The organism is Aliiruegeria sabulilitoris (assembly GCF_001558155.1).
Classification (GTDB): Bacteria; Pseudomonadota; Alphaproteobacteria; order Rhodobacterales; family Rhodobacteraceae; genus Tropicimonas; species Tropicimonas sabulilitoris.
Genome location: NZ_LOAS01000002.1, coordinates 79,617 through 101,987, shown reverse-complemented (window position 1 = coordinate 101,987; position 22,371 = coordinate 79,617). Strand labels below are relative to the sequence as shown.

The window sequence follows — 22,371 nt, the reverse complement described above, 5'->3', positions numbered from 1 at the left end:
TTGTTAAAAGAATTAATAAAATATGAAATTTCAAACAGATACAACTGCGATAAATGGTCACATAATGAAATCTGTATAAATATGATATGTTAAATATGTCTTTTAAGGATGTGCTTTTTTCTGTGCTAGCTTGTGTTTGGCGGCGTTTTTGTTTTCAGGGTTCCTATTAGATGCCGCTTAAAGGGCTTCTCACAGCACAAGGCTGATACCTCACAAAAGGCGTTTGCAGGATGCGCATATAGGCGCTCCTGCGTGTTCTCTCGCTTGCCAGGGACGCGGAGAGAACAGAAAACGAAGGGGGCTAACATGACCATTTCAAGTCATTCTTGCTGCACGTCAGTTGCACTTCTCTTGGCTGCATTGGTGATTCCTGTTGGAGGCGCTTCTCAGGCGGCACCTGAGATCTGCTCGCAGGCCTATGCCAAGGCAGCAATCGATCAAGGGATGGCCGAGGATCTGTGCGGCTGCACTTCGCTCACGCGTGGATTCGTGAGCTACGTCCAAAGGCGTTCGGATTTCGCCGGGCTGCACGAGCAATTCCAATCGGCCTGCTCGGGTCTTGCCAATGTCCTTGGGCCTCCGCCTGCGGCCATCTTGGCCCAAACCGGTTGGGCCCGAATGGAACTCGACCAGCGCCGGGAGGCGGCGCGCGAAGATGACGGTCGGGTTGCCGGCTACGAAGCGCCTGACGATACGCCGGAAGCAGCCACCGAGGGGTCTGACAATCACGGTGACGATCACGGTGATGATCACGGTAGCGATCATGGCGATGGCCACGAAAAGGGACAAGGCAAGGGCAACGGCCAAGGAAAAGGTAACGGTAGCGGCAACGGCAACGGTAACGGCAATTGCAACCAGTATGGAAAGGAGAAAGGTAAGGGACATTCTGACGATGGAAGCGGCCACGGGAGCGATGATGGCCATTCTGACGGGAGCGATTCCCACTAATTCTAGGCCCCCGGGAATGACTCCTGAGAAGGTTCACCATTCCCAGGGCCACGTATAAAGGGCGCGACTCTCGGGTCGTGCCGGGATGGGCTGCGTCTGGTTGCAGACGAACTGGAAGCCCATTCCTGCAAGACGTGGGCGCCCGGCGCGCGTCGGGCGTCCTTCAACAGCACACGGCCGATGGTCTCGGATGACGGAACACACCTGCTCCAGACTTTCCACACGACCTCATCGGACCGTTACATCGATCACACGTGTAAAAAGCCGGCCTTGCCTGCGATCACGTCTGACCGGTCCGGCCCGAGCGAGCATTCCGTGCGGAGGAGAAATCGGATCGACGGATTTCGAGACCTTTCCTGCCGTGAGCCATTTTGGGGGCGCGTTTTCTGGATTCCTTAGCGGTTCGATGGAAACGCAATAGAAGATGGAGGATGTCATGAAGTTCACAGCTTTGAGACGCAGGACTATTAAGACGTTGCTGCTCAGCAGCACAGCTACCCTTATCCTCGCAATTGCTCCGGTCGACTTCGTTGAACTTGACTATTCCTTCGCTGTGGCGGCCGGCGGACAAGGCGGTGGTGGCGGCGGCGGCGGCGGTGGGTCGTCTGGCGGCGGCGGCGGCGGTGGCGGTGGCGGCGGATCGTCCGATCGGGGCCACGGCTCTGATGGTGGCGGGACCGAAAGCTCGGTTTCCAAATCCTACGACAGCCCGCCGGGGGCATCCTCGAATAGCGGCGCCCGCAAGGGCAAGGCGAACTCGAACGTCGTGGCTGTGCCTTCCAAGGGCGCGAAATCCAGCGCTCCGAAGGGCTCGTCCGTTACGACGGCCGACGATGACACCGATTCCGATCGTCCGGAATGGGCTGGCGTGCCGGGTGGTAAAGACGGAGCCGGCGGCGGCAAACCCGCAACTTCAGGGTCCACCAAGGGAGATCTCTTTGGCGACCTGTTCGTTATCCTGCGCGACGACAATGGTGTTCCGATCCTGACAGACGAGGGTTGGGTTCAACCGCTGGATGCTGACGGGAACCTGATTGCGCTTGATGATGAAGGCCATCCTCTCGACGAGAGCCTGACGGTCGAGGTCGAACTCGGTCGGCTGAATGTCGGTCGGGCCCCGACCCACGTGCTGACGCGCCGCGCCGACGAGGTGATCACGCTGCTCAACGTGGCGACCGACATCCGGACGGACCCCGCGGGGCGGCTGGAGTTGGAAGTTGACGGAGTGTGGAAGACCATCGACTCTCCGCTGGAGAACCTTGCAATCTACGTGGCTCTGACGAGCACGGGTACGATCCCGGATGTTGGTGACCTGCCCGGGGATGCTTTCGACTTCATGGTCGACGGCGTCTGGAGCATCGAAGATATGCAGGCATCGGCTTCCTTCCTTGCTGCGGCGACCGACAAGTCGGGTGAATTCACGACCGATGAAATCGCCTATATCAACGCCTTCCTCGGAATCGAGACCGAGAAAATCGGAAACGTGACCTATTCTGATCTGGACTACTCCACGTTCTCCTATGACCGGGAGAGTCTGTTCGGGGATGTCACTACCGAGGTTCTGGTTCAGAGCGGCGGCGACTGGGTCGTCGAGACCGTCAACATCTACGAGGCCGTGTTCAACAGCGTGCCAATGACAGTAGGTGATGACGAAACCACTCTCGAAGATTTCGAGGGTACGCTGGAAGCCTACATGACCGCAGCCGAAGATGCTCGGCTTGTGATCAATTTCATCCACGAGTACGCGGTCCCGGAAGACCCGGCGTAAGATCTCTCGCCGATTTCCTACCAGGATAGCGTGCACGGCTTCCATCACGACGCGGAGTCGTAACACCTAGCTTCGGCGCCGGCCAATTCCGATTGGCCGGCGCCTTTTCTTGGCCGTCTCGACACCGGACCCTCTGGTGGGGTTTGCGCTTTGGACTTCTTAAATTTAGCAGTCATCTGGACGGACCGTCGTCAGGCGGTCCTTTGTGCGAGTTCTCCAATCGCAGCCATCACGTCGGCAATATGGCGCGCGTTTTTCGCTGCGGGATCGGGCTGGCCGAAGCCTCCGGCGTCGTTGTCATAGTACCGGCCGGTTGCGCCAGCGAACTCTTCAGCCAATGCGGCGCGGCGCAGGATATCCGCCCCGATCCGCAGGTCATTGCCCGCGATGCCGAAGCCTTCCTTGACCATCTTCGACGCCAGCAGGGAGCCCGGATTGACGGCGATGAAGGCGGGGCCATCGGGGTAATCCTTCGCCAGTGCCTGCGTCCAGATCGTGATCGCCAGCTTGCTTTGGGCATAGGCGCCCATATGGTCCAGCTCGCTTTCTCCACGCAGGGCGCGGATTTCGACCGGCGCCTGTGCCGCCGAAGAGAGGTTCACCACGCGACCGTCGGCCGGGATGATCGGCAGCAGACGGCGGGTCAGCACAAACGGCGCGATCGTGTTCACCACGAAACGGACGTCGAGCCCTTCGGAGGTGCGCGTCTGCGGGGTCTTGTAGACGCCAGCGTTGTTGATCAGCACGTCAAGCCGTTCATGCCGGGCCAGGATCGCATCGGCCAGCGCGTCGACCTCGTCCAGCCGTGACAGGTCGGCGCGGAAGGTTTCGGTCGCAACGCCTGCCGCCTGTGCGGCGGCTTCCAGTTTTTCCGCGTTGCGACCATGGAGCAGAAGGGTATGGCCCTCGGCGCCGAGTATCTTCGCGGTCAGCAGGCCGATGCCGTCGGTCGCGCCGGTGATGAGAATGGTCTTTGCCATGGGCAACTCCTTCAATTTGCAAATTCGGGCAGGCCCTTGCCACGCGCCGTCTATTTCGACTGGAAATCACCCACGCAATTGACCTCAGAACCAGCTGACGGTGTCCGACATGGACCGGCGTGTCTTCGGAAACTCGGGATCCTTTGCGCGATAGCCGAAGGCGAACATAACGGCGGGTTTCCAACTCGCGGTGTCGATGCCGAAATGCTGATCGAGGGTCGCGGTCGTCTGCGCCATGTCGAAGCCTTCGATCGGGCAGGAATCGATCCCCATCAATGCGCCCGCCGTCATCATGTTGGCCAGCACGATATAGGCCTGCTTGCCTGCCCAGTCGGTTATCTCGCGGTCCGTGGTGATCTTGTGATCCGTGGTCTGGAATTTGCCATAGGCACCATTGAACAGGCCGATGACCTCCTCGGGGAGCTGTTTCACGTCGCGGTAATGGGACTGCAGGTAAGCGGACCCGGCGGTCATGGTCTCGGCGGTGCTGGCAAGGATGATGCCGAAATGGCTGGCGGTGCCAAGCTGGCCGGTGGTGCCACTCATCATGCCGTTGGCGCCCCAGGAGAAGTCCCGGAACAGTTCCCGCTTGTCCTGCGCCTGAATCATCAGGATCCTGAAGGGTTCATGCCCGAAGGACGTGGGCGACAGGCGCGCGGCCTCAAGGATCGTCTCGAATTCGGTGTCACTGATCTTCTGCTCGGGATCGAAGACCTTGGTGGCGTGGCGGAAGTTGAAGGCGTCGATGATCTGCGCCTGGATTTCCGTGGTGATTTTCGTGATCGCGTTCATGTGCCGCTCCATCGGGCGTGTTTCTATCTCCCGGCAAAAATACTACTTGCAAAAAAATATAAAATGGACCGAAATAGGAGTTCTGTATTCGGATTTTCAGGATAATGCCGCGTGGACACAGACAACCTTCGCCTTTTCGTCAGGGCGGCCGAGAGATTGAATATCAGCGCCGCCGGTCGTGAGTTGGGTCTCGCGCCGGCCGTGGCCAGCGCGCGCCTCGCCAAGCTGGAGCAAGAACTCGGCGTCGAGCTCCTGCGACGCACGACCCGCAAGGTTTCCCTGTCGCTGGAGGGATCGGATTTCCTGCCCTATGCCCGCGAAATCCTTGCGCAGGCAGATGCGGCGCGCGCGGCGCTGGGTGGGGCAGGGGCGGGCCCGAAGGGACGGCTGCGTTTCGCCGCGCCGAGCAGTTTCGCGCAACTGCACATCATGTCTATCCTGCCGGATTTCCATGCGCTCTACCCCGACCTTACGTTGGATCTCCGCCTCTCGGATACGCGTTTTGACGCGATCGAAGGCAGCTTCGACCTAGCACTCAGGAGCGCACCGCTCGCGGACAGCAGTCTCAAGGGCCGGAAGCTCTCGGATGACACGCGCATCCTCTGCGCGTCGCCCGGCTATCTCGCGGCCCATGGCACTCCGGATGCGGCCTCGGGCCTGAAAGGCCATCGGTTGATTTCCTGGAGCAACCTTGAGCCGCGCGAGCTGATCAGTTCGGTGGGAGAAACGGCCATACTGGATCCGAAGGACATGATCTGCCGGACGATCGTGGACGATGGCGATGCCCAACGCGAGGCGACTGTTGCGGGCTCCGGCCTGTCGATAAACTCGCTGTGGAGCGTTGCGCATGACATCGAAGCGGGCCGGCTTGTTCATGTCCTCCCCGAGTGGCGTCTGAACGACCGTTCGGTCCTGTGGCTCGTCTATCCGCGCTCGAACGTCCTGACCCCGAAGACCCGGATATTCATGGATTTCCTGATCGAGCGCTTGGGAAACCGGTCGGATTGGTAAGAGCGCGATCCGCAGAAACAGGCGCGGCGATGCCTTTGGGGACGCCACCGCGATACCCGTGTGCAGCCCCGCTTCTCCGGTCCATTCCCGCGTAGCGTTTCGCGGGGTTGAGCGCGCATGTCGAGTGCCAGCAATCGAGACCCCGCCAGACGAAAACACCGATACCGATTGGATGGAATGCTGCCGGGCAAGTCACCTGCTGCGCGGGCGTACACCGTTGAGAAATATGTCGATTGCCCTGTCGCGTCGGGCGGCCCTTTCTTCGGGACGGCGAAGGATGCGGTCGGGGTCGAGCAGGCAGGGAATGGCGTTGCCCAGGACCATGTCGACCAGCAGCTCGGCGGCGGGCGGGATCTCGTCGGGCGCAAGCTCGATCTCCCCCGCATCTGCCGCGCGCACCAGTTCCTCGCAGAGCAGGCTGGCCACCTGGCCCGGACCTTTCCGGCTCAGACTGCGGCCCATTTCGGGGTAACTGCGGGCCTCGGCAATCACGGTGCGCAACATCTCGATGACGACCTCAGGCGGCTCCGGCCCCGGGTTCAGCGTCAGGAGAATGCGCAAGCGTTCCTCAAGCGACGCGTCGCGCTCATCGGGGTGGAGCGGGCGGAACAGGGCAGCGCTCATTCTGGCGAGCCCGGCACCGAGAAGCTCTTCGCGGCTATGGTAAAGCGCATAGAGCGTTCGTTTGGACATGCCGGCCCGCTGGGCGATATCGGCCATGGTCACGTCTTCTGGCCCTTTTTCGGACAACAGCGCGATGGCGCAATCGAGCACGAGCGCCTCCCGTTCTGCTTGGCACATCTGCACCGGACGACCGCGCTTTCGTACGCTCTCCTCCTCCTCCCGTGCAGGGTCTACCGATCTGTCGGACATCCTGTCTCCTCCCATCATGGCACCTGCAAAGGGCTGGCACCGGCACCATGATCCACCTTTACAAAACTCTATAGTTTCCTTAATTGCCGCAATCAAGAGATCCGCCGCGCCGGCGGGTGATTCATCCGGAGCCCGTTATGCTGCTCAATCGATTTACCTTTTCGATCCTGATCGTGGCGCTTGGCCTTGGCTTGGCCGTGCCATCTGCACATGCGCAGCAGGGCGGCGAACGCCCGCCGATGCCGGTCACGGTTGTGACCCTTGAGGCAAGCGACGTTACGTTGACATCGACGCTTCCCGGCCGTGTCACGGCCTCGGGCGTTGCGGAAGTGCGTCCGCAGGTGAGCGGGATCGTGACCGAGCGGCTCTTCGAAGAAGGCAAACCCGTCGAGCGTGGCGCCGCGCTCTACCGCATTGATCCGGCCAGCTATGAGGCCGCGATGGCGGCGGCCGAGGCGAGCCTGGCGCAGGCCGAGGCGCAGTTTCGGGCCGCCGACCGCGAGAAGACACGGCAGGAAGAGCTGCGCCAGCGGAACGTGACCAGTCAACAAGTGCTCGATGACGCGATTGCGGCGCTGGATGTGGCCGCGGCGGCGGTGAAGGTCGCCGAGGCACAGGTTCTGGCCGCGACGATTGACCTCGACCGGACGACGATCTCCGCGCCGATCTCCGGCACGGTGGGCCTGAGCCAGACCACCCAAGGCGCACTGGTGACCGCCGGGCAGGCGAGCGCGCTGACGGTGATCCGCAAGCTCGATCCGCTCTATGTGGACGTGACGCAATCGGCCGCGGAGATCCTGCACTGGCGGCGCGCGGGCCAGCGCCTGGCGGAGGATGCGAGCGTGCGCGTCTCGCTGCGCCTGGCCGATGGTGGCCTCTACGAGCATCAGGGAATCCTCGCAGCCGCGGAGCCGCATGTGAACGAGCAGACCGGCGTGATCGTGCTGCGGCTGGAGTTCCCCAACCCCGAATTGTTCCTGCTCCCCGGGATGTATGTGCAGGTCGAACTGCCGCAGGCCGTGATCGAGAATGTCATTCTAGCGCCACAAGAGGGCGTGAGCCGTGACCGGCGCGGTCGACCGGTGGCCATGGTCGTCAACGCCGACAACCAGGTCGAGTCCCGCCAACTGACGGTTCAGCGTGACCTCGGTAACCAATGGGTCGTGACGGAGGGGCTCGCGCCAGGCGACCGCATCATCGTGGCCGGCCTTCAGAAGGTTTCCCCCGGCATGACGGTCTTGCCGGAAGAGCGCGATGCCTCAAGCACCGCTGCGTCTGGCAACTGACCCCCTTAAATCGGAGATCGTCATGGCTCGCTTTTTCATTGATCGGCCCGTCTTCGCCTGGGTGATCTCGATCCTCATCATGGGTGTCGGACTGCTTTCGGTCTTTACGCTCCCGATCGCCCAATATCCGCAAATCGCGCCGCCATCCGTGCGGATCAGCGCGCAATACCCCGGTGCCTCGGCCGAAACAGTGGCCAACACGGTGACACAGATCATCGAGCAGCAGATGACCGGGCTCGATGGCATGAGCTACATGTCGTCCTCCTCGACTTCTGCCGGAACGGCCACCATCACGCTGACCTTCGAGACGGGCACGGACCCGGACGTGGCCCAGGTGCAGGTGCAGAACAAGCTCGCGCAGGCTACGACGCAACTCCCGGAGACGGTTCAACGGCTCGGGGTGCGGGTCCAGAAGGCGTCCTCCTCCTTCCTGATGGTCATCGCGCTGATCTCGGAAGACGGACGGCTCGATCAGGCTGACCTCTCAGACTACCTGAACACCAACATGGTCGACGAATTCTCTCGTATCGAAGGCGTGGGCGGTGCGCAGGTCTTTGGCGCGCAATACGCCATGCGGATCTGGCTCGATCCGTCCAAGCTCGCCGCCTTCGAGATGACGCCTTCGGACGTGGTAAGCGCGGTCTCGGCCCAGAACGCGCAAATCTCGGCGGGCTCCTTCGGCTCGCTTCCCGCACCTGCCGGCCAACAGCTAAATGCCACGATCACCGCGCAATCCTTGCTGGCGACGCCGGAGGATTTCCGCAACATCGTTCTGCGTTCGGAGACGGATGGCGGCCTCGTCCTGTTGCACGATGTGGCGCGGGTGGAAATCGGGGCAGAGAACTACTCCACCATCGCCCGGTTCAACGGCCAGCCGGCTTCGGGCATGGCGCTCAACCTCGCTTCCGGGGCCAATGCGCTCGATACGGCCGACCGGGTGAAGGAACGGCTCGAGGAGTTCTCGCAGTATTTCCCCGAAGGCGTGAGCTACGTCATCCCCTATGACACAACGCCCTTCATCGAGATTTCGATCAACGAGGTGCAAAAGACGCTCTTCGAGGCGATCGGGCTCGTCTTCGTGGTGATGCTGCTCTTCCTGCAGAACTTCCGCGCAACCCTGATCCCGACGCTCGCGGTGCCCGTCGTCATCCTCGGCACCTTCGCGATCCTGTCGGTGGCCGGTTTCACGATCAACACCCTGACCATGCTCGCGATGGTGCTTGCCATTGGCCTGCTGGTGGATGACGCCATTGTCGTGGTCGAGAATGTCGAGCGGATCATGGAGGAGGAGGGGCTCTCCCCGCGCGAGGCGACGCGGAAATCCATGGGGCAGATCACCGGCGCGCTGATCGGCATCGCGCTGGTTTTGTCGGCGGTTTTCGTGCCGATGGCCTTCTTCGGCGGCTCCACCGGGGTGATCTATCGACAATTCTCGATCACCATCGTCTCGGCCATGGGGCTGTCGGTGCTGGTGGCGCTGACGCTGACGCCGGCGCTCTGCGCGACGTTGCTCAGGGCAAAGGACGCGCATCACGCAAGCCGCGGCCCGCTGGGCTGGTTCAACAAGGGGTTCGACAAGGTGACCGGCGGTTATGCTGGCACGGTGGGCTACCTGATCCGGCGGCCGTTCCGGGTGCTGATCCTCTATGCGGCGCTCGGCTACGGCATGGTGTTTCTGTTCCAGAACACCCCGACAGGCTTTTTGCCCGACGAGGACCAGGGCATCCTGTTGACGCTCATACAGGGGCCAACCGGGGCCACGGCCGAACGCACGCAAGAGGTGGTCAAACAGGTCGAGACCCACTTCAGAACCGCCGAAGCCGACAATGTCGAGTCCAGCTTCGGTGTTGTAGGGTTCAGCTTCGCAGGGCAGGGGCAGAACATGGGGCTCGCCTTCATCCGGATGAAGGATTGGGAGGAGCGCCCATCGCCCGCGCAATCCGTTCAGGCGGTGGCTGGGCGGGCCTTCCCGGCCTTCATGGGGATCCGCGATGCGATGGTCTTTCCTATCGTGCCGCCGTCCGTGCCCGAATTGGGCAACGTCTCGGGCTTCGATTTCTTCCTGCAAGCACAAAGCGGCCAGACACATGAGCAGATCCTGACGGCGCGTAACCAGCTGCTCGGCATGGCGGGTCAAAGCCCGCTCATCGGTTCCATCCGGCCATCGGGCATGGAGGACGCGGCGCAGTTCAAGCTGGATATCGACTGGCGCGCCGCCGGCGCCGTGGGAGTCACACCCGCCAATGTCGGGACCACGCTCAACATCGCCTGGGCCGGAAGCTACGTGAACGATTTCAACGATAACGGTCGGATCAAGCGGGTCTATGTTCAAGGTGAACCGGAAAGCCGCGCGACGCCGTCCGACCTGCAGAAATGGCGGGTCCGTAACGCCAATGGCGATCTGGTCCCCTTTGCCAACTTCACCAGCGAGAGTTGGGAATACGGACCGCAAGGTCTCAACCGCTATAACGGCATTCCCGCGATGCAGATTCAGGGCTCACCCGCGCCGGGCGTAACCACTGGCGAGGCGATTGCCGAGATCGAGCGCCTCGTGGCCGAACTTCCCCCCGGCTACAGCGCCGCCTGGACGGGGCTGTCGCTGGAAGAGCTGAAATCCGGCGGGTCGGCACCGATGCTCTACGCGCTCTCGCTGGCGGCGATCTTCTTGTGCCTCGCGGCACTCTATGAAAGCTGGGCGATCCCGTTCTCGGTCATGCTGGCGATGCCCATCGGGGTGCTCGGCACGATGGGCGCGGCCTATTGGTTCGGCTTCGAGAACGGCGTCTTCTTTCAGGTGGGCCTGCTGACGGTGATCGGACTGACCGGCAAGAACGCGATCCTGATCGTGGAATTCGCGCGCGAACGTTTCGAGGCAGGCGAGGATCTCTATTCCGCCGTGAAGGAGGCCGCGCGCCAGCGTTTCCGCCCGATCATCATGACCTCGCTGGCCTTCACACTTGGCGTGGTTCCACTGGTGCTGTCCACCGGGGCCGGTGCCGGGGGCCGCACGGCAGTTGGCTCCGCCGTGCTCGGCGGAACGATCACGGGTACGGTTCTGGGCGTGGTCTTCGTGCCGCTCTTCTTCGTGGTGGTGGCACGGATCTTCAACCGGACACGGGTGAAGGAACAGGCGGGGGCCTCGGCACCGGCATCATGACCCTCCCCGCCGTCGGGGCGGATTTTGGTTCACCCGGGAAATCACTCTCCGAGTGAAGCCCGCAGGATCAAACCGTTCTGGACCGCGGGCGGCTGAAGTGATGCTATGCGAAATGTCGGCGGCGGCTGTCAGGCCGCTGTCAGGTCGAATTCGCAATACTGGCGCCCGTGAAACACCTCTGCGTTCTCCTGATCCTGTTCTTTGCCGGGCCGGCCATAGCCGAGTCCGACCATGACCTCGCGCGCGAGGCTGCATCCCGCCATGAAATCCTGCCTCTTGCGACGGTGATGCAGGATGTTTCGGAGCGCTATTCCGCCACGCCACTCGAGGTCGAACTGGAACGCGAAAACGGGCAGTATGTGTACGAGTTTGAGATGATTACGCCGGAAGGGCGAATCTTCGAGATCCTGGTGGATGCTGCAACCGGCGATATCCTTGAGGAAGAGGGGGACTGAAGCCTATGCGCGTGCTGGTCGTCGAGGACGACGCAAGGATCGCTTCCGATCTGAAAGCCGCGCTGGAGAGCGCCGGGTTTCGCGTGGAATCCTGCGGCGACGGCGAAAACGCGTGGTTTCTGGGGGATACCGAGGAGTATGACCTTGTGGTGCTCGATCTCGGCTTGCCGCGGCTCGACGGGCTGACGGTTCTGAAGCGCTGGCGCGGAAACGGCCGGGAGATGCCCGTGCTTGTGCTGACGGCGCGCGGAGCATGGGCGGAACGCGTGGAAGGGATCGACGCGGGCGCCGACGACTACCTGCCCAAGCCGTTCCGCATGGAAGAGCTGGTTGCCCGCGCCCGGGCGCTTGTGCGGCGCTCCGCCGGACGCGGCTCGGCGCTGCAGGAGGCGGGTGAGCTTGCCATCGACACCAACCGGATGTTCGTGTCGCTGCGCGGCGTTCCGCTATCGGTCACCGCGCTTGAATACCGGCTGCTGTCCTACCTGATGTTGCACAAGGACAGGATCATCCCGCCCGTCGAGTTGCTTGAGCATCTTTATGGGGATGAGGATGCGCGGGAGGCCAATGCGCTTGAAGCCGTCGTAGCCCGCCTGCGCCGGAAGCTCGGGCCGAATGTGCTCGGAACCCGTCGGGGTTTCGGCTATTTCCTTGAGCCGCTGGGGCCGGGCAGGTGAGATCCTATTCGCTCCGCCTCCGGCTCCTCGTTGCGGGAGCGGTGTCGGTTCTGTTCGCACTGGCTATAGCCGCCGCGGGCATTTCCTGGCTGTTTGCCGCGCATGTGGAACGGCGCGCCCTTGCGGAGCTTTCGGTCCAGTTGGATCAGGTGCTCTCGGGCGTCGAAAGAGACGCAGAGGGGGAGATCTTCCTCTCCAACAGGCCCGCCGATCCGCGCTTCCACCGACCGCTCGGCGGGCTTTACTGGCAGATAGCGGTCGAAGGACGCCTGCTCAGATCGCGCTCGCTTTGGGACCATGAGATCCCCTTGCCGGTCGATGATCTGCCCGATGGGGGAGAGCATGTTCACACGCTCGAAGGACCGGCCGGGCAATCGCTCTTGACGGTCGAGCGCAGCGTGATCCTCCCGCCACGGCTGCGCGAGACGCCGATGCGGGCCGCCGTCGCCGTGGATCGTGCCGATCTGAAGGCGGCGAACAGAGATTTTGCCTCGGATCTGTTGCCCTTCCTGCTGATCCTCGCCGCAGTGCTGATCCTTGCCATGGCCGCGCAGGTCACCATCGGGCTCAGGCCGCTGGGGCGGGTCGAGGCCCGGATCGGGGCAATCCGGTCCGGGCAGTCGCGCCGGCTTGGCGAAGACTTTCCGACCGAGGTGATCCCTCTGGCAAGCGAGGTAGACGCCTTGTTGTCCGAACGCGAGGAAGAGATTTCCCGTGCCGGAATGCGTGCCGCCGATCTGGCGCACGGGCTCAAGACGCCGTTGCAGGCGCTTCTTGGCGAGGCGAGGCGGTTGCGGGCGAGCGGGCAGGAGAGCCATGCGGACGCGATCGAGGAAACCGTCGAGACGATGCGAGGGCATGTCGACCGGGAATTGATGCGTGCCCGGGCCTCGCTCCATCGCGAAACCGCCTGCTGCGACATTGCACAGGTTATGGAGGACGTCCTGCGCGTGCTGCGTCGCAGTGCGCCCGGTGACGAGAAAGAGTGGTCAGTCCATGTCGAGCCGATGCTGTCCGCGCGGGCGGATGCCGGGGATCTGACCGAGATCCTTGGCGCGGTGACCGAGAACGCTGCGCGCCACGCGACCTCCCGTATACGTATCGATGCAAGCCGGGTTGGGCAAAACGTCGAGATAAGTGTTGAAGATGATGGCCCCGGCATCCCGCCCGACAGGCTGGCCGAGATGACCCATCGCGGGGTGCGTGCCGACGAGAGCTCCCCGGGGAGCGGGTTCGGGCTGGCGATTGCGTCGGAGCTTGCCGAGGCGCTTGGCGGCGGGCTGAAACTTCACCCCGGAACTCCCGGCTTGTCGGTCCGAGTGACGCTGCCGGCAGCGCCATCCCGAAGCTGACAAACCGCTGACACCAACGGTCAGGCCGTCGTCAGCACCTCCATGTCATCCTGTCTTCAGCCGCTCGAAACCGGGCCCCGGAGACATGGAATGACCGACGCAACGACCACCGAGATATGTGACCGCCCGGAGCGGGTTCGTGTCTGGGATATCTGGGTTCGCCTGTTTCACTGGTTGCTCGTGACCTGCATTGCCATCGCCGCCGTGACCGGGTTTGTGCTCGACGCCTCCTGGATCGCACTTCACATCGTCGCCGGTCTTTCGGTTGTCGCGCTGGTGGTTGCACGGGTTATCTGGGGCTTCCTCGGGCCGACCCATGCGCGGTTCACCGACTTCCTGCGCCGGCCTGCCGTGGTTTTTTTTCACCTGACGGGCAAGGAGTCTGGCCGGTATCTTGGGCACAACCCGGCTGGCGGGGTGATGATGCTGGGCCTGATTGGCATCGTCCTGACGCTCGGAGTCACCGGGCTTGCCGGGCTGGGCGGTGCCTTGAGAACTGGTCCGTTGCTCTCATTGCCATATCCGGTTGGCGCGGCGGGGCTCGAAATCCATGAAGCGCTCGCCGTTTTTCTTCTGGCGATGATCTTCGCCCATATCGCCGCCGCGATCCTTGAGAGCCGCTACAGCCGAGAAAATCTGGTCCTCTCCATGCTTACAGGCACCAAGGAGAGCCGCCCCGGAGACCACACCGGCCACCCGGAGCGTGCGCGTCCGCTCCTCGCGCTGATGCTGATCCTTGGGCTTGCCGCAACCGCTATTCTGCTCCTGCCGAATGGTCGCCAGACACCCATTGGCGTGCCAGTGGCCGAGCTGGATGCAAGTTTTGTCGATGAGTGTTCCGCCTGTCACCTTGCCTATCACCCCAGCCTGCTGACGGGGGCGGAGTGGCGCGCGCTCATGGCTGGGCTCGAAGACCATTATGGCGAGGATGCCAGCCTGGATGCCGAGACGACGGCTCGTATCACCGACTGGCTCGTGGCCCATGATGCCGCCACCGCTCAAACCCGCCCGGCGCGGATGTTTGCAGGCACCCTCGGGACCTCGGCCGTATCCATGACCGAGAGCCGCGCCTGGAACCATCTGCACCAAGACGTTCGAGAAGAGATCTTCCTGCGCGCCCCTGTCTACTCGAAATCGAATTGTTCGGCCTGCCACAGCGATGCCGAGACCGGATGGTTCAGCCCCTTCCACATTCAAATTCCCAAGGAGCCATCAAAGTGAAATACCTGTTGATCCTGCCGCTCTGCCTGTTGGCCCCTCCACTGGCGGCGCAGTCCACGACACCTGCCGATTTGATTGCGAACTACGCGGCAGAAGCTGGCGTCGCGGCGTCCGCTGAGCGGGGGCAGGCGCTTTTTACGGCCAGCCATACCGGCGGCAAGCCCGACACGCCCTCCTGCACGACCTGCCACGGCGCCGACCCGAGAGCGGGGGGACTGGCACGGACCGGAAAGCCGATCGAGCCACTCGCACCGTCGGCAAATCCGGAACGGCTTACCGACTTGAAATTCGTCGAGAAATGGTTCGGTCGGAACTGCAACTCCGTGCTCGGCCGGGACTGCACCTCCGCCGAAAAGGCCGATGTCATCGCCTGGCTCGCCAGCCTCTGAAACATAGGAAACCCGATCATGATCAAGACCCCGATCCTCGCCGCCGCAGCCATGGCGTTTGCCGGCGCCGCGTTTGCGGACGAGATGGAATACATGCCCCCCGTCACCCACGCAGCCACGCTGGAGGAATGCAGCGCGTGCCACATGGCCTACCCGGCCGGCTTTCTGCCGCCGCAATCCTGGAAGGTGATGATGGCCACGCTGGATAACCACTTCGGCGAAAACGCCGGTCTGGACGAGGAGATGCGGGTCGAAATTGAGAAATACCTGGTGGCCAATGCCGGGCGGGACCGTTCCGGAGATGGAGCCGCGCCGCAGCGGATCTCGGACTTGCCATGGTTCCGGCATGAGCATGAGGAAGAGGTTTCGAAGCGACAGTTCGAAAAGGCGAAATCCTGGGCCAATTGCACTGCCTGCCACAAGAAGGCCGAGAAGGGGGTCTTCGAAGATGACTGAAACCGTGCGGGACGGGAGCTGGCGGCGGCGGCCGTCAGCTTGCTGTCAGGAGCGGCAGGCTATCATGAAGTGCCAGCAGGATTGACCGAGGTGCAGGTGCAATCGTTGGGGGGCCACCGGGTTTGACAAATCCGGGCTGGCGCGTGTTTCTGTTGCCCTTGAACGGGGCAGGGAGCCGTCGTTTGAATCAGACCGGGGGAAATATGCGTATTCTGTTTACAGGCGGCTCCGGCAAGGCCGGACGCCACGTGTGCCGCTACCTTCTTGGAAAGGGCCACCGGGTCGTCAATGTCGATCTGAAACCGCTGGACGTGCCGGGCGTCGACAACCTGATTGCCGACATCACCGACAGTGGCGCGATGTTCAACGTCATGACGAGCTATGCCGGTTTCGACGAGTTGGAGCCGGGCACCGGCGTGCCGGAATTCGATGCGGTGGTGCATTTCGCGGCCGTCCCGCGCATCCTGATCAACCCCGATCACGAGACGTTCCGGGTCAACACGATCGGCACTTATAACGTGATCGAGGCAGCGGTGAAGCTTGGCATCCGCAAGATCGTCTTCGCTTCCTCCGAGACGACCTATGGCGTCTGCTTCGCCGATGGCGAGGTTCTGCCGGAGTACCTTCCGGTCGACGAAAGACACGACACCAACCCGATGGACTGCTACGGGCTGTCCAAGGTGGTCAACGAGAAGACCGCCCGCGCGTTCCAGCGCCGTTCCGGAGTCGACATATACGGCCTGCGCATCGGCAACGTGATCGAGCCGCATGAATACGAGCGTTTCCCCGAATTCTTTGCCGATCCAGCCGTCCGGCGACGCAACATCTTCTGCTATATCGACGCGCGTGACCTGGGCCAGATCGTCGATCTCTGCCTCAGGACGGATGGGCTTGGCTTCCAGATCTTCAATGCCGGGAACGACAACAACTCGGTGAACATGCCAAACAGCGAAATCATCGCGCGCTTTTACCCGGAGGTGCCGATAAAGCGGGACCTGCATGAGGACGAAGCGCTCTTTTCCAATCTGAAGATCCGGACGGTTCTCGGTTTCGAGGAAAAGCACAACTGGCGCGACTATGTTGCCGAGGGTGAACTGGAACTATCCTGATCAAGGTGCGGCCACCGCCGTGATGATGACCGGGGAGCGCTGTTGCGCCGGTCGGCCCGATAGCTGCGCGCGCCGAAAGACCGTGCCGGAATGCTTGTTCCGATCCCTCCGCTGCCTGAGATTCAAGGAGTCGCGGGGGAAAGCTGAGCAAGCAGGCGCTACGCCAAGGCACTCTGGAGAAACGAAAAAAAACGGCCAGACAGACGTAAAAATAATGCGGAAAGCGGCGCGTCTCAATGATCAGGATCATGGCGCAAGAGGCGGCTTTGCATGATAATCCCGCAGTCAGAAAGCAAGAAGGGAGGCTGTTATGACAAAGCGTAGTTGGCTTCCATCCTCTTGGATTGGCGCGAAGGGAGAAGATGACCCGTTCGGGATGCTTCGCAAGCAAATCGATACGCTCTTCGATGATTTCGACGTGGGAGGCGACCTCATGAAGAGCGGTTTCGCCGTACGCACGAATCTCAGCGAGACCGACGACTCGGTCTGTGTCACAGCCGAATTGCCAGGGATAGGATTGGATGAGGTAGACCTGTCCGTTGCAGGCAACCGACTCACGGTGAAGGGCGAGAAGAAGTCCGAGAAGGACGAAAGGGGAGAAGAGGACGGGCGGGAGTTCCATCGCGTGGAACGCCGCTCCGGCGCATTCATGCGCACCATTACCCTGCCGTTCGATATCGACTCGGACACGGTCGCAGCGACGGCGAAGGACGGTGTTCTGACGATCACGGTCCCGAAGCCGGCCGATGCCGTCAGCGAGACCCGCAAGATCGAGATCAACCGGGCCTGACGGGATGGTTCCGCGCGGGCGCCTTTCTGGCGCCCGCGTTTGGGCAAACCGCCCTCGGCTGACAGCCTTGCTTCGGGCGGCCTGAAACGAATTCGCTGGAGGGCCTCGGATGTGCTGGAGCATGACGGCGTCGGTGGCGATGGCGGTCAGCGGAGCGGCGGCTGCCAGGTATACCCGCAACAAGGGCGAACCGCTGGCGATATGGGGGACTCTCGCCTATTTCTCGTTCATCGAGGTGCTTCAGGCCGTCGGCTATCTCGTCGTGGACCAGTGCGGCGACCCGACGAACCAGACGATCACGCTGCTTTCCTATCTTCATATCGCGCTGCAACCGGTGGTGGTGAACGCTTTCGTGATGGAAATCGCGCCGCGGCCGGTGGAACCTGTGCAACGCCGACTGGTTTTCGTGGTGGCCGCCGCGTGTTCGGCGCTGCTTGTCCTGCGGCTGGTGCCGTTGGAAACGCTTGGCTCTTGCCGGCTTGGTGAAATCATGTGCGGTACCGGTCTGTGCCTGGCGTCGGGGAGTTGGCATATCGCATGGGAGGTGCCGCTCAACGGGCTGTGGAACCCGATCAGCGACCTGATTGGACACCAGTTGCAATTCCCGGCCTATGTCACCGCAGTCCTGCTGTTGCCGCTGTCCTATGGGGCGTGGAAATTTGTGCTGTTCCACTTCCTCGCCGGGCCGGTTCTGGCCTGGCAACTTACCTCGGACCCCAACGAGATGCCTGCCGTCTGGTGCCTGCTCTCGATCGGGATCATCGCAATCGGGATCAGCCCATGGATGCGCTACCGGGTCATGGGGGCGCACCATCCGGAGACCGGGTAATCTCATGGCCCCGCTGTTCAGAACGACCGTCTGAGATCCATGGCCCCGCGGACACGGGCCTCCGCGAGTTTCGTTGCCACTTCCCGGGGCAGGGCGGTCGCCTGTCCGACCCGTTGAAGCACCTCGGTCGTGTTGCGCCGGATCAGTTCGGAGATCACGCCGCGCACCTGTCCCTCGGTCCCTCCGCGCGCCTCGATGGAAGCGCTGATCACCCCGCCCGCATTGGCCACGAAATCCGGGATGACGAGGATACCGCGATGGTGAAGTTCGCGCTCCGCCGCGATCGTTGCCGGGATGTTGGCGCCCTCAACGATGATCCGGGCCCGAACCGCGCCCACGTTATCCGCAGTGATCACATCCGGACGGGCGGCGGGGACGAGGACGTCGCAATCGGTGCCGATCACCTCATCGCGGGTAGCGGTGGCCACGTCTTCGAGATCGGTCACGCTACCACCAGTCGCCTTTATTTCCAGAAGCTTGTCGAGCGATAGACCGTCGGGGTCTGAAACGCAGCCACCGGAATCGGACACGGCGACGATCCGCGCGCCCCTCTGGACGAGAATGAGCGCTGCATGGCGGCCAACGGCGCCGAAGCCCTGAATGGCTACACGTGCGCCATCGCAGACGATGCCACTGAACGGCGCCGCGGCGTCCAGGGCTTCGGCCACGCCGAAGCCGGTCGCGCCAATTTCGTCGAGGGGAATCCCGCCCAGCAAGCGTGGCAGCCCGACCGCACGCCCGTTTTCGTCCTTGATCCATGCCATGCATGTCTCGTCGGTTCCCATGTCGGGGCCGGGGACGTAGTCGTCGAGATCCGAGATGGCGCGGGCAAAGGCGCGGATCAGCCGCTCCTTTTCGGTCCGGGGCATCGACGGATCGGCGCAGATGACGGATTTCGCTCCGCCGTGGGGAAGTCCCGCCAGCGCGTTTTTCAGGGTCATCGCCCGCGCGAGCCGGGCGCATTCCTCCAGGGTCACGTCCGGTGCCATGCGGGTGCCGCCAATACCGGCGCCGAGGGCCGTGTTGTCGATCACGACGATGGCCTTCAACCTTGCGGCGGGATTGCTCAGATGCACGATCTTTTCGGGGCCGAAGCTGTCTGTCAACGCAAAGGGGCTTGTCATGGCAGTTCCTCCTCAAGCGATGGTTGTTCCAGCGAGGCACGGACCGCGCCAAGGAAACGCGCGGCCTCGGCGCCGGTGACGACGCGGTGATCGAAGGTCAGTGACAGGGGCAGGACAGGCCGGACGACGGCTTGGCCATTCTCTGCCACGCATTCCTCCGAAATCCGCCCGGCTCCCAGGATCGCCACCTGCGGCGGCGATACCACCAGCACGGCAAACCGCCCGCCAAGGGTGCCGAAATTGGAAAGCGTGATCGTGCCGCCGCGCAATTCGTCGGGCGTGAGAGCGCGGGTCATTGCCCGCTGGCGCAAGGCGGCCAGGGGCGCTTTCACGTCCGTGCAGCGGCCAACATCCCGCAGGACCGGAGAGAACAGCCCGTCGGGCGTGTCGACGGCAATGGCGAGATCGATGGCCGCATGCCGGGTCAGTCGGTCATCCTCGAACCAGGCGTTCAGCGCCGGTTCGGCCCGGCAGCCTGCGACGAGGGCCCGAACGAGGCGTGGTGTCGGCTCCTCGGTCTCGGTCCAGGCGGAAATTACGGCCTGGTCGGTCACCGTGGCCGGAACGATAGCGTCGCGTGATCGTGCCATTGCCCCGGCCATTGCGCGGCGGACACCGCGAATTGGTGTGCTCCGGGCCGCAGCAGCCTCGACATCGCGCGACAGGATCGCGCCGCCGGGGCCGCTTCCCGTGAGGTTGGACAAATCGACCCCGCTCTCCCGCGCAAGGCGGCGTACGGCGGGCGTTGCCCTCGGACGATCTTGCAACGCGTCTTCCGTTGGCCGCTCGCTCGACGCTCCAATCGGCAGATCACCAACGATGGCACCCGCGTCCGTTGCGCCTTCCGTGTCGATTTCAGCCAGGGCCGCGCCCACCGCGACCATGTCTCCTTCCTCTCCGAATTGCCGAAGAAGAAGGCCTCTAACCGGGGCGGGGATCTCCAGAACGGCCTTGTCGGTCTCAACAGAAACCAAAGGCTGGTCGGCCACGATATTGTCGCCCGGCGTCACGTGCCAGGTCACTATTTCTGCTTCTTTCAGGCCTTCGCCGAGGTCGGGCAGCGTGAAGATTGTCATGAGAATTCCATCACCTCCCTGATCGCACCGACGACCTGCCCGGCCGTTGGCATGTACTGGTCCTCCAGCCGTGGGTACGGAATGACGACATCCGGCGGTGCAACCCGCCGGATTGGCGCCAGCAGGTCGGTCAGGCAGTGCTCGGCAAGATCGGCGGCGATCTCGGCCCCCAGCCCGGCGGTGAGCGGCGCCTCGTGCAACACGACACAGCGCCCGGTCTTCGCGACGGACCGGCGGATCGTTGCCCGATCGATGGGCTTCAACGAGCAGAGGTCGATCAAATCGACCAAGACCCCCTCGGTGGCCATCCTCTCCACCGCCTCCCGCGCTTCCTGCACCATCGCCCCCCAGGTGACCAGCGTCACGTCATCGCCGGCGCTCAGGATGAGCGCCCGGTCGAGCGGCAGGGCCGCACCGTCATCGGCGACCTCTTCACGGACGGATCGATAGAGGCGTTTCGGCTCCAGGAATACGACCGGATCCGGGTCCCGTATCGCCGCCAGAAGCAGCCCGTATGCCCGCGCCGGGGAACTGGGCACAACGACCCGCAGCCCAGGCACATGAGCCAGCATTGCCTCGAAGCTCTCCGAATGATGCTCGGGTGCATGGATGCCACCGCCGAAAGGCGCACGCAGCACCATTGGGCAGCTCAATCGGCCGCGCGTGCGGTTACGCAGGCGCGCGGCGTGGTTGGCCAACTGGTCCAGCGCGGGGTACAGGAACCCCATGAACTGGATCTCGGCCACGGGCCGCAGCCCATGTGCCGCAGCTCCCACCGCGATCCCGGCAATGGCGGTCTCGGCAAGTGGCGTGTCGCGCACCCGATCCGCGCCGAAACGCGCGGCCAGCCCGTCGGTTGCGCGAAAGACGCCACCGTTCACGCCGATATCCTCTCCGAGCAGGATCACGCGCGGGTCGTCCTCAAGGGCGCGCGCGAGGGCCAGACGAACAGCCTCTACCAGTGTCAGTTCATTCATATCCCGCCTCCCCGAAACGCTGCGCGAGATCCTCCGGAACAGACTCGAAAAGATGGTCGATTATCGCGCGCGGCGGCTGCAGACCGGTCGCCAGATACGCCTCTGCCGCCGTCTCCACATCCTCCCGGCAGCTTCTCTGGAGAGTTTCCTCCTCCTCCTTCGTCCAGCCATGTTCCTGCACGAGGTGAGCGCGCAGCCGAACCAGCGGCTCGGCCTTCCAATGCGCGCTGACCTCCGCTTCGTTGCGGTATCGCTTGGAGTCATCGGCGGTGGTGTGATCCCCGAGCCGGTAGGTCACCGCCTCGATCAGCGTGGCGCCCCCACCGGAACGCGCGCGTTCCAGCGCCCGTTCCATCATCGCCCGGACCGCGATCACGTCGTTCCCATCGACCCGTCCGCCCGGTATCCCGGCCGCCATGGCCTTGTCGGAGATCGCGACCGCACGTGTCTGCGCGGCGAGGGGTACGGAAATCGCCCACTGGTTGTTGCTGATCACGAAGACGACCGGTAGCGCCCAGGCGCCAGCGATGTTCATGGCCTCATAGAAATCACCCTTGGAGGTGGCGCCGTCGCCCCCTACCGGCACGGCAACACCGCCGGTGCCTTGCGCTTGCATTGCCAGCGCGACCCCGGCGGCCTGTGGGAACTGCGTCGCCACGGGAATGCAGGCCGGAAAATCCATGCGGTGCCCGGAAAAATCGTTCCCCCGCTCATCGCCGCCCCAGAACAGAAACAGCTCCTTGAGGGTAACACCGCGCCAGAGTTGTCCGCCATGTTCGCGAAAGGATGGCAGGAACACGTCCTGGTCGCGCATGGCGCTCGCCACGCCGACGCTCACCGCTTCCTGTCCCAGGCTGGAGGCAAAGGTCCCGAGCCGCCCCGTGCGTTGCAGGGCAACGGCCTTCGTGTCGAACTGGCGGGTCAGAACCATTGCGCGGTAGTGCCTCGCAAGGGCCTCGCGGTCCCGCGCAAATCCGGGCAGCGTGGTCTCGACATTCCCGGCTTGGTCGAGCACACGCACGGGGCCGAAATCGAAGCGTGCCATGGCTGCGTCACTCCTTTCCTTCGCTGTGTCCCGTCGTTCTTCTCTCCTTTGCCTGT

General features: G+C 63.1%; 21 protein-coding genes. 14 read left to right on the top strand and 7 right to left on the bottom strand.

Features of this window, described 5'->3' with window-relative positions:
- Positions 1 to 306: 306 nt before the first annotated feature.
- Positions 307 to 948, top strand: coding sequence for a hypothetical protein (locus tag AX756_RS25485; protein WP_156461368.1), 642 nt, complete (start codon positions 307 to 309; stop codon positions 946 to 948).
- A gap of 436 nt (positions 949 to 1,384) precedes the next feature.
- The gene (locus tag AX756_RS02760) at positions 1,385 to 2,716 is read left to right on the top strand and encodes a hypothetical protein (protein WP_163887273.1); all 1,332 of its coding nucleotides are present in this window, start codon (positions 1,385 to 1,387) and stop codon (positions 2,714 to 2,716) included.
- A gap of 191 nt (positions 2,717 to 2,907) precedes the next feature.
- Here AX756_RS02760 and AX756_RS02755 read toward each other — a convergent pair whose 3' ends face one another.
- Positions 2,908 to 3,696, bottom strand: a complete 789-nt coding sequence (locus AX756_RS02755; protein WP_068308419.1) for an SDR family NAD(P)-dependent oxidoreductase — start codon at positions 3,694 to 3,696, stop codon at positions 2,908 to 2,910.
- Between the two features lie 84 nt (positions 3,697 to 3,780).
- Entirely contained in the window at positions 3,781 to 4,488 is a 708-nt protein-coding gene (locus AX756_RS02750; RefSeq protein ID WP_068309032.1) for an NAD(P)H-dependent oxidoreductase, read from the bottom strand.
- A 111-nt stretch (positions 4,489 to 4,599) separates the two neighbouring features.
- Here AX756_RS02750 and AX756_RS02745 point away from each other — a divergent pair, with 111 nt between their 5' ends.
- Positions 4,600 to 5,499, top strand: coding sequence for a LysR family transcriptional regulator (locus AX756_RS02745; RefSeq protein WP_068308417.1), 900 nt, complete (start codon positions 4,600 to 4,602; stop codon positions 5,497 to 5,499).
- Between the two features lie 192 nt (positions 5,500 to 5,691).
- Here the strand turns inward: AX756_RS02745 and AX756_RS02740 are convergent, their stop codons facing one another.
- Positions 5,692 to 6,372, bottom strand: a complete 681-nt coding sequence (locus tag AX756_RS02740; RefSeq protein ID WP_170307832.1) for a TetR/AcrR family transcriptional regulator — start codon at positions 6,370 to 6,372, stop codon at positions 5,692 to 5,694.
- A gap of 137 nt (positions 6,373 to 6,509) precedes the next feature.
- On the opposite strand from AX756_RS02740, the gene AX756_RS02735 reads away from it, so the two are divergent.
- From AX756_RS02735 to AX756_RS02690, 11 genes are all read left to right on the top strand, one after another.
- Positions 6,510 to 7,658, top strand: a complete 1,149-nt coding sequence (locus AX756_RS02735; RefSeq protein WP_068308413.1) for an efflux RND transporter periplasmic adaptor subunit — start codon at positions 6,510 to 6,512, stop codon at positions 7,656 to 7,658.
- 22 nt (positions 7,659 to 7,680) lie between these two features.
- A complete protein-coding gene (locus AX756_RS02730; RefSeq protein ID WP_068308411.1) occupies positions 7,681 to 10,815 on the top strand; it encodes an efflux RND transporter permease subunit in 3,135 nt (1,044 codons plus the stop codon).
- Between the two features lie 167 nt (positions 10,816 to 10,982).
- Positions 10,983 to 11,270 (top strand): PepSY domain-containing protein, encoded by a 288-nt coding sequence (locus AX756_RS25475; protein WP_163887271.1) that lies wholly within the window; start codon positions 10,983 to 10,985, stop codon positions 11,268 to 11,270.
- 5 nt (positions 11,271 to 11,275) lie between these two features.
- Positions 11,276 to 11,947, top strand: coding sequence for a response regulator transcription factor (locus AX756_RS02725; RefSeq protein WP_068308409.1), 672 nt, complete (start codon positions 11,276 to 11,278; stop codon positions 11,945 to 11,947).
- A gap of 41 nt (positions 11,948 to 11,988) precedes the next feature.
- Entirely contained in the window at positions 11,989 to 13,299 is a 1,311-nt protein-coding gene (locus AX756_RS02720) for a sensor histidine kinase (protein ID WP_156461365.1), read from the top strand.
- Between the two features lie 90 nt (positions 13,300 to 13,389).
- Positions 13,390 to 14,520: a cytochrome b/b6 domain-containing protein gene (locus AX756_RS02715; RefSeq protein WP_068308405.1), complete on the top strand. Its 1,131-nt coding sequence runs from the start codon at positions 13,390 to 13,392 to the stop codon at positions 14,518 to 14,520.
- Positions 14,517 to 14,909: a DUF1924 domain-containing protein gene (locus AX756_RS02710; protein WP_231700967.1), complete on the top strand. Its 393-nt coding sequence runs from the start codon at positions 14,517 to 14,519 to the stop codon at positions 14,907 to 14,909. Before AX756_RS02715 ends, AX756_RS02710 begins: the two co-directional genes overlap by 4 nt.
- Positions 14,910 to 14,927: 18 nt before the next feature.
- Positions 14,928 to 15,365: a diheme cytochrome c gene (locus tag AX756_RS02705; protein ID WP_068308401.1), complete on the top strand. Its 438-nt coding sequence runs from the start codon at positions 14,928 to 14,930 to the stop codon at positions 15,363 to 15,365.
- Positions 15,366 to 15,568: 203 nt separating this feature from the next.
- Positions 15,569 to 16,474, top strand: a complete 906-nt coding sequence (locus tag AX756_RS02700) for an NAD-dependent epimerase/dehydratase family protein (RefSeq protein ID WP_068308399.1) — start codon at positions 15,569 to 15,571, stop codon at positions 16,472 to 16,474.
- A gap of 310 nt (positions 16,475 to 16,784) precedes the next feature.
- Positions 16,785 to 17,264: an Hsp20/alpha crystallin family protein gene (locus tag AX756_RS02695; protein ID WP_068308397.1), complete on the top strand. Its 480-nt coding sequence runs from the start codon at positions 16,785 to 16,787 to the stop codon at positions 17,262 to 17,264.
- Between the two features lie 109 nt (positions 17,265 to 17,373).
- A complete protein-coding gene (locus AX756_RS02690; protein WP_068308395.1) occupies positions 17,374 to 18,093 on the top strand; it encodes a DUF5765 domain-containing protein in 720 nt (239 codons plus the stop codon).
- Between the two features lie 17 nt (positions 18,094 to 18,110).
- Here AX756_RS02690 and AX756_RS02685 read toward each other — a convergent pair whose 3' ends face one another.
- From AX756_RS02685 to pdhA, 4 genes are read right to left on the bottom strand one after another with little or no spacing between them, the layout of a single operon-like run.
- Positions 18,111 to 19,217, bottom strand: coding sequence for a Glu/Leu/Phe/Val family dehydrogenase (locus AX756_RS02685; protein WP_068308393.1), 1,107 nt, complete (start codon positions 19,215 to 19,217; stop codon positions 18,111 to 18,113).
- Entirely contained in the window at positions 19,214 to 20,293 is a 1,080-nt protein-coding gene (locus AX756_RS02680; protein ID WP_068308391.1) for a dihydrolipoamide acetyltransferase family protein, read from the bottom strand. The genes AX756_RS02685 and AX756_RS02680 overlap by 4 nt, the downstream gene beginning before the upstream one ends.
- The gene (locus AX756_RS02675) at positions 20,290 to 21,270 is read right to left on the bottom strand and encodes an alpha-ketoacid dehydrogenase subunit beta (RefSeq protein ID WP_068308389.1); all 981 of its coding nucleotides are present in this window, start codon (positions 21,268 to 21,270) and stop codon (positions 20,290 to 20,292) included. Before AX756_RS02675 ends, AX756_RS02680 begins: the two co-directional genes overlap by 4 nt.
- The gene (gene pdhA, locus AX756_RS02670) at positions 21,263 to 22,315 is read right to left on the bottom strand and encodes a pyruvate dehydrogenase (acetyl-transferring) E1 component subunit alpha (RefSeq protein WP_068308386.1); all 1,053 of its coding nucleotides are present in this window, start codon (positions 22,313 to 22,315) and stop codon (positions 21,263 to 21,265) included. The genes AX756_RS02675 and pdhA overlap by 8 nt, the downstream gene beginning before the upstream one ends.
- Between the last annotated feature and the right edge of the window lie 56 nt (positions 22,316 to 22,371).

Coding starts and splice junctions, on each gene's coding strand:
- AX756_RS02685 (WP_068308393.1), bottom strand. CDS start 19,217: ATGACAAGCCCCTTTGCGTTGACAGACAGCTTCGGCCCCGAAAAGATC.
- AX756_RS02735 (WP_068308413.1), top strand. CDS start 6,510: ATGCTGCTCAATCGATTTACCTTTTCGATCCTGATCGTGGCGCTTGGC.
- AX756_RS02700 (WP_068308399.1), top strand. CDS start 15,569: ATGCGTATTCTGTTTACAGGCGGCTCCGGCAAGGCCGGACGCCACGTG.
- AX756_RS02740 (WP_170307832.1), bottom strand. CDS start 6,372: ATGTCCGACAGATCGGTAGACCCTGCACGGGAGGAGGAGGAGAGCGTA.
- AX756_RS02680 (WP_068308391.1), bottom strand. CDS start 20,293: ATGACAATCTTCACGCTGCCCGACCTCGGCGAAGGCCTGAAAGAAGCA.
- AX756_RS02695 (WP_068308397.1), top strand. CDS start 16,785: ATGACAAAGCGTAGTTGGCTTCCATCCTCTTGGATTGGCGCGAAGGGA.
- AX756_RS02715 (WP_068308405.1), top strand. CDS start 13,390: ATGACCGACGCAACGACCACCGAGATATGTGACCGCCCGGAGCGGGTT.
- AX756_RS02750 (WP_068309032.1), bottom strand. CDS start 4,488: ATGAACGCGATCACGAAAATCACCACGGAAATCCAGGCGCAGATCATC.
- pdhA (WP_068308386.1), bottom strand. CDS start 22,315: ATGGCACGCTTCGATTTCGGCCCCGTGCGTGTGCTCGACCAAGCCGGG.
- AX756_RS02705 (WP_068308401.1), top strand. CDS start 14,928: ATGATCAAGACCCCGATCCTCGCCGCCGCAGCCATGGCGTTTGCCGGC.
- AX756_RS02675 (WP_068308389.1), bottom strand. CDS start 21,270: ATGAATGAACTGACACTGGTAGAGGCTGTTCGTCTGGCCCTCGCGCGC.
- AX756_RS25485 (WP_156461368.1), top strand. CDS start 307: ATGACCATTTCAAGTCATTCTTGCTGCACGTCAGTTGCACTTCTCTTG.
- AX756_RS02725 (WP_068308409.1), top strand. CDS start 11,276: ATGCGCGTGCTGGTCGTCGAGGACGACGCAAGGATCGCTTCCGATCTG.
- AX756_RS02690 (WP_068308395.1), top strand. CDS start 17,374: ATGTGCTGGAGCATGACGGCGTCGGTGGCGATGGCGGTCAGCGGAGCG.
- AX756_RS02730 (WP_068308411.1), top strand. CDS start 7,681: ATGGCTCGCTTTTTCATTGATCGGCCCGTCTTCGCCTGGGTGATCTCG.
- AX756_RS02760 (WP_163887273.1), top strand. CDS start 1,385: ATGAAGTTCACAGCTTTGAGACGCAGGACTATTAAGACGTTGCTGCTC.
- AX756_RS02755 (WP_068308419.1), bottom strand. CDS start 3,696: ATGGCAAAGACCATTCTCATCACCGGCGCGACCGACGGCATCGGCCTG.